At 57.5% G+C, this 6050-nt stretch carries 6 protein-coding genes and 1 pseudogene; 5 read left to right on the top strand and 2 right to left on the bottom strand.

Going from position 1 to position 6050, the window contains the following annotated elements; all coding sequences use genetic code 11:
- The first annotated feature begins 195 nt into the window (after nucleotides 1-195).
- From ACW73I_RS18525 to ACW73I_RS18510, 4 genes and pseudogenes are all read left to right on the top strand, one after another.
- Nucleotides 196-1200 carry an HAD-IC family P-type ATPase gene (locus ACW73I_RS18525; protein WP_458030919.1) on the top strand — a complete coding sequence of 335 codons (1005 nt, stop codon included), beginning with the start codon at nucleotides 196-198 and terminating at the stop codon, nucleotides 1198-1200.
- Nucleotides 1201-1464: 264 nt separating this feature from the next.
- Nucleotides 1465-1695: a FeoA family protein gene (locus ACW73I_RS18520; RefSeq protein WP_458030918.1), complete on the top strand. Its 231-nt coding sequence runs from the start codon at nucleotides 1465-1467 to the stop codon at nucleotides 1693-1695.
- A pseudogene (gene feoB / locus ACW73I_RS18515) lies at nucleotides 1623-4018 on the top strand (Fe(2+) transporter permease subunit FeoB). Before ACW73I_RS18520 ends, feoB begins: the two are co-directional and overlap by 73 nt.
- Before the next feature lie 6 nt (nucleotides 4019-4024).
- A complete protein-coding gene (locus ACW73I_RS18510) occupies nucleotides 4025-4351 on the top strand; it encodes a hypothetical protein (RefSeq protein ID WP_458030917.1) in 327 nt (108 codons plus the stop codon).
- Nucleotides 4352-4582: 231 nt separating this feature from the next.
- Here the strand turns inward: ACW73I_RS18510 and ACW73I_RS18505 are convergent, their stop codons facing one another.
- Nucleotides 4583-5011, bottom strand: coding sequence for an HMA2 domain-containing protein (locus ACW73I_RS18505; RefSeq protein WP_458030916.1), 429 nt, complete (start codon nucleotides 5009-5011; stop codon nucleotides 4583-4585).
- Nucleotides 5012-5267: 256 nt separating this feature from the next.
- On the opposite strand from ACW73I_RS18505, the gene ACW73I_RS18500 reads away from it, so the two are divergent.
- Nucleotides 5268-5555, top strand: coding sequence for an encapsulin-associated ferritin-like protein (locus tag ACW73I_RS18500; RefSeq protein ID WP_458030915.1), 288 nt, complete (start codon nucleotides 5268-5270; stop codon nucleotides 5553-5555).
- An 83-nt stretch (nucleotides 5556-5638) separates the two neighbouring features.
- Here ACW73I_RS18500 and ACW73I_RS18495 read toward each other — a convergent pair whose 3' ends face one another.
- Nucleotides 5639-6049 carry an ExbD/TolR family protein gene (locus ACW73I_RS18495; protein ID WP_458030914.1) on the bottom strand — a complete coding sequence of 137 codons (411 nt, stop codon included), beginning with the start codon at nucleotides 6047-6049 and terminating at the stop codon, nucleotides 5639-5641.
- Between the last annotated feature and the right edge of the window lies 1 nt (nucleotide 6050).

Raw genomic sequence — 6050 nt, 5'->3', positions numbered from 1 at the left:
ATCCAACGGCTACACCTTTTCGATGGCGGAAACGCGAGGTTCGCGGGACGCAACTACGAAATACTATCGCCAACTTATGGAATTAAGCACTAGTCGAACAGTTATTGACCATCAAGAGCGAAACCCAATTGGAAGCCTCGCGCCTAGCCGACAAAACCGTACCCTTGGTTCTGGCCCTGGCGGCCGCAACCGGGCTTGATTTCCCGCGACAGCGAGCGGGTCGCCGCGGTATTGCAGGCCGATTATTCTTGCGCCTTGAAACTGGCGACGCCGGTGGCGTTCAAGTCGGCGATGTATCGGGCCGGCCACAGCAACATTTTGGTCAAGAGTGCTAATGCCCTGGAGCGCTTGGCCAAGGCCGACACCTTCGTGTTCGACAAAACAGGCACACTGACCAGCGGTGCCTTGCAGGTCACCGATTCGATCACCTTCAATCGCGAGTACTCGCTGGAAGACTTGATTAATCTGGCCGCCTCTGTCGAGGAACATTATTTCCATCCGATGACGCAAGCTGTGGTCGAAGCCGCGCATAGCTTGAACCGCCACCAGCACTTCCAGCGCCAGGAAGTGGAATTCGTGGTCGCCCACGGCGTGGCCAGCGTCATCGACGGCCAGCGCATCGTGGTCGGTTCGCGGCATTTCATCGAGGACGACGAAGGTATCGCCATCGATGAATACAAAGACGTGCTGGATAAAATCCACGCGGAAGGCAAAACCATTTTGTATATCGGCTTCGGCGGCACACTGCTGGGCATATTGGTGTTAACCGACAGTGTCCGCACCAACAGTGCCGCCACTGTGGCGCGCTTGCGCGCATTGGGCGTTAAGCGCATCCTGATGTTGACCGGGGACCATCAAAACCGCACCAGCCTGCTGGCGAAAGAACTGGGTTTAGACGAATTCCGCGCCGGCCTACTGCCGCACGAAAAGGCGAAAATCCTGGGGGAACTGGCGGCGCAAGGAGCGAATATCGCCTTCGTCGGCGACGGCGTAAACGATGCGCCGGCCTTAAGCGGATCACATATCGGCATTGCCATGCACCGCGGCGCCGACGTGGTCCGGCTGGCGGCCGACATTACTCTACTGGAAAACGACTTCGCCCGCGCCCTGGCGCTGACCACCAGCAAACTCATAGCCAGCAATTTCAAGCTGACCGTGGGCCTGAATACCGGCATTCTGTCGGCGGCGGCCTTCGGCTGACTCAACCCGGTAAAAGCCTCGATGCTGCATAACGGCAGCACGATCGCGATATTGCTGCGAGCCTTGCTGGGCGGCGGCATGCCGTCTAAAACCGGCCGGCAGCCACGTAAGCAGCAACATTTGAGCATCGCACGAACATGAAAGCCATTTTCACCTCGGTTCTTAAAAATCCCTTGGAAAGCGAAAGGCCGCCATGTGGGCGCGATACTTTGTCGCGACGAAGCGCCACTCCCACTATGACTTTCACAGGAAGGTAAACACTGCATGACCCTAAAAGAGCTCGGCATCGGCGACCGCGCCAAAATAGTCGGCTTCAACGCCGGCGGAAAAGCCTATCGGCGCAAACTGCTGGCTATGGGCCTGACGCCCGGCACCGAAATCAGTCTGATCCGCGTGGCGCCGCTCGGCGACCCGGTGGAAATATGGATACGCGGCCATTCCTTGTCCTTGCGCAAGCACGAAGCCGACGCCCTCGCCGTGGACAAACTATCATGAAAAACCGTTATACCATCGCCCTGGTCGGCAACCCAAATTGCGGTAAGATTACAGTATTCAATGCCTTGACCGGCGCCAAACAAAGGGTGGGCAACTGGCCCGGCGTCACCGTCGAGAAAAAAACCGGCGAATACAGCCACGCCGGTTGCCGCTTCGAAGTCGTCGACCTGCCCGGCACTATTCGCTGGACGTCGCCGACCGGGAAGTCTCGCTGGACGAAAGCGTGGCCCGCGACTATGCACATAGCAACGAGGCCGATTTGATCGTCAACATCGTCGACGCTTCGATTCTGGAACGCAGCCTGTATTTGACCAGTCAGTTGGCGGAAATGCGCGCACCTATGCTGACGGTCTTGAACATGATCGACGTCGCCGAAAGCAAAGGCATGCAGCTTAACGCAGACAGGCTGGCCGAACGTTTGGGTTGTCCGGTGCTGCCGGTGGTAGCTTCGGAAAACCAAGGCATCGGTGCCTTGAAAGCCGCCATCGCAGAAGCTGCGGCCAGCCCTGAAGCGGCCGGCGTCGAAGTCAATTACGATCCCGCCTTGGAAAACGCCATAGCCGCACTGAGCGAGCGCTTGAGCAACGCCGCCAAACGCTTCGGCTGGTCCGAACGCTGGTTGGCCGTGCGCCTGCTGGAAGGCGACGACTTGGCTCTGGGCCTGGTGGAGCCTGATCTACGCCAACAGGCCCGGGACTGGGCGCGGCAGTTGGGCGAAGACATCGACATCATGATGGCCGATGCCCGTTTCGAGTTGGCTCACCGCATTTGTAAAGACACACTGACCGTAAGCGGCCTTCTGAACCGTGATCTGACCAATCGCATCGACCACATCGTTTTGAACCGAGCACTGGGCATTCCGATCTTCTTGTTGATGATGTATTTGATGTTCATGTTCACGATCAATATCGGCGGCGCCTTCATCGGCTTTTTCGACCAGGCCGCGCAGGCCTTATTCGTGGACGGCTTCGGCGTCTGGCTGACCGGCATCGGTACGCCGGACTGGCTGAATCTGTTGCTCGCCAAAGGTATCGGCGGCGGTGTTCAGGTAGTGGCCACCTTCGTGCCGGTCATCGGCTTTTTGTTCCTGTTCCTGTCGGTGCTGGAAGATTCCGGCTACATGGCGCGGGCGGCGTTCGTGATGGATCGCTTCATGCGCTGGATCGGCCTGCCCGGCAAGTCTTTCGTACCGCTGATCGTCGGCTTCGGTTGCAACGTGCCGGCCATCATGGCCACCCGCACGCTGGAACACCGCCGCGACCGCTTGATGACCATCGCGATGGCGCCGTTCATGTCCTGCGGCGCCCGTTTGCCGGTTTACGTGCTATTCGCCGCCGCGTTTTTTGCAAACGGCGCGCAAAACATCGTGTTTGGTTTGTATTTGACCGGTATCATCGTCGCCGTATTGACCGGCCTGATTTTGAAAACCACACTGCTGCAAGGCGAAGCCACGCCGTTAATCATGGAATTGCCGCCCTACCACCTGCCCACCTTGAAAGGCATCGCCATCCATACCTGGGACAAGCTGAAAGGCTTTGTCGTGCGCGCCGGCCGGGTCATCGTGCCGATGGTACTGGTGCTGAACGTATTGAACGCGGTCGGTACCGACGGCAGTTACGGCAACGAAGACAGCGAAAAATCGGTATTGGCCGCGGTCGGCCGCGCCATCGCGCCGGCTTTTGCGCCGTTCGGCCTGGATAGGGACAACTGGCCGGCGGCGGTGGGCATTTTCACCGGCGTGCTGGCCAAAGAAGCCGTGGTCGGCACCTTGAACGCCGCCTATACGGCTTTGGCCGACAACGCGTCCGGCGACAAAGCGGAGGAAGCTTTCGATTTGGCCAATAACCTGCAAGCTGCCGCCGCAACGATTCCGGTCAATCTGAGCGAAGCCTTGGCCGCCTGGCTGGATCCCTTGGGGCTGGACGTCGGTGACGTTCACGACCAAGCTGCGGTCGCTGAAAAAGAAGAAATTTCCACCGGTATTTTCGGAGCGATGGCCGGCCGCTTCGACGGCAAGGCCGGCGCCTTCGCCTATTTGCTGTTCATCCTGCTATACATGCCCTGCACCGCCGCGATTGCGGCCACTTATCAGGAATCCGGCCGCGCCTGGACGCTGTTCGTGGCATTTTGGACCACCGGCCTGGGCTACGGTTTAGCCACCTTGTATTACCAAGCCGCGACCTGGACCCGGCATCCGCAACAGTCGCTGTTTTGGTCGATGGCGATCCCGACGCTGTTTGCCGTGGTGTTGCTGGCCTTGCGCCATTACGGCCAAAGGGAAAAACCGGCGCTGCAAACCGTCGCGCTCGATCGAGAGTCATAGCGACCGATGCAAGACGCGCCGCTGCTACTGGTCATCGGCATCCACCGCGAAGAACTGGCCTTCGGCCGCGCGGTGGCCGAGGGCCTGAACCCAGAGCGAATTAAAGTGCTGACCGTGCCGGAAGGCTTGTCCGGCCGAAAACCTTTGCCCGATCAAGTGTTCAACTATCAAACGCTGCACCGGGCCTTGTATCTGCAACTGCTGCCTTACGTGCTCGGCCGCCATGCGGTATTGCTGGATTTGCACAGCGGCAGCGACACCGCCGGCCCTAGCGCAGATTTGATTTGCGCCGATGCGGCCTGGTGTAATGCACTGGCGCATGAAATAAAATAGCGTCCGGGTTTAGCGACGCAGAACGTGCGCATCGTCCCGCTTGGTGCCGAATCCGAATTTCCCTACGCACACACGGTGATCCCTAAAAAAATTTGGCGAAACCCGCGCTTTACTTATCTGGGCCTGGAAATCTATCTGCCTGAGACGGCGGACGGACTAACGGCCGGACGGGAACTAGCCAGATCGCTGGTCATGCTGGCTGCCGAACTGGCGACCCAACCGTTACTACACTCAACGCAACAAGGATTTGCGGTGAGCGGCCAAATGCACACCGAGACAAGCCACAAATAAACCGCCGGTCACTGTATGCCCACGCTTCCGCCCGGTTGCCGCCAGGGCTAGCGATGTTGCCAAGCTTCCCAACATGCCAACCTTGGCGTAGCGATTGACGCGCATCTTCATAGAGCGTTTGGGATGCACCATGGGCGCGTCTAATGCAGCATCGACAGCGGCTTCGATTTTATTTTCCAAGCTCAAGGTATCGGTCCGCTCGTAGTCGAAATTAACCACTATGCTGCCGGCAACGACATTGGTTTGCAGTTCGGTAATTGCGTCAATCTTGGCTAATTCAGCTTCGAGCTGATCGAGCCGCGCCGGGTGGCGCAAGCGTTTGTCGCGGACTCTTATCCGCCCTGGAACCGAAGATACGATTCTATTCATCTGCACTCTGCCTCATGTTGCATAACCTGCCATCCTAACAATTTCCGTTGCAACTACCACGGAAAATCGGACATTAAAATTACCAGGTAGACCCCGGAAAAGCGTTAATAAGAATTATACGCATTTGCAGCCATAACGCTATACTTTCCTACCTCGTATGTATCACCCGCTGGAAAAAAAAACTGCCGCGGGTGCTAAACTGAGACTTGATTGGCATTCCGCTTTCCGACCACAACATCCAATGAGGAGCAAGACAATGGCAAATGACGGTTATCAAGAACCCGGCAACGAACTGGACGACACCACCCGTGACATGCATCGCGCGATCGTCTCGCTACGCGAGGAACTGGAAGCGGTGGATTTTTACAACCAGCGCGTAGACGCCTGCAAAAACCCCGAACTACGCGCCATCCTGGCGCATAACCGCGACGAGGAAAAGGAACATGCGGCGATGTTGTTGGAATGGATACGCCGCCAGGATGCGAAATTCGACCACGAACTGAAGGATTATCTCTTCACCGACAAGCCGATTGCGCATTTGTAACGGCGGCGTCTGTTTAGAACATTGGCAAAGTTCGCCGTACATCGTCTTTTAAATGGGCGGCAAACGATTCAGTCCGGCCTGAGTCATTGTTCCAACGTCACAAACGCCAATTTGGCAACGCCGGCATGCTGCACGCTGGCCATCACCTCGGCGACCTTACCGTAATTGACGGCTTGGTCGGCATAGATGTGAACCGTCAAGTCAGCGTCGGTCAGCAACTGGTTTTTCAGGGTGGCTTCCAGTGCCGATAAATCGGCAAGGGTTTGTTTATCGAGCGTCACGCCACCTTGACTGTCGATCCCCAGTTGTAACAGCTGTTTTTCGGTGTCGGGCGTGGTGGAGGCGGTTTTCGGCAAGGCGACATTTACCGATTGAGTCAGCAATGGCGCGGTGACCAACAGAATGATCACCAGTACCAGCATCACATCCACCAACGGCGTGACGTTGATTTCGCTGACGGCTTCTTCGTCGCCCGATTGAGTTTTGAACGCCATG

It is taken from the genome of Methylomonas sp. MgM2 (genome assembly GCF_054172045.1).
This window is presented reverse-complemented; position numbering and strand designations above follow the sequence as displayed.

Coding starts and splice junctions, on each gene's coding strand:
- ACW73I_RS18520 (WP_458030918.1), top strand. CDS start 1,465: ATGACCCTAAAAGAGCTCGGCATCGGCGACCGCGCCAAAATAGTCGGC.
- ACW73I_RS18510 (WP_458030917.1), top strand. CDS start 4,025: ATGCAAGACGCGCCGCTGCTACTGGTCATCGGCATCCACCGCGAAGAA.
- ACW73I_RS18505 (WP_458030916.1), bottom strand. CDS start 5,011: ATGAATAGAATCGTATCTTCGGTTCCAGGGCGGATAAGAGTCCGCGAC.
- ACW73I_RS18500 (WP_458030915.1), top strand. CDS start 5,268: ATGGCAAATGACGGTTATCAAGAACCCGGCAACGAACTGGACGACACC.
- ACW73I_RS18495 (WP_458030914.1), bottom strand. CDS start 6,049: ATGGCGTTCAAAACTCAATCGGGCGACGAAGAAGCCGTCAGCGAAATC.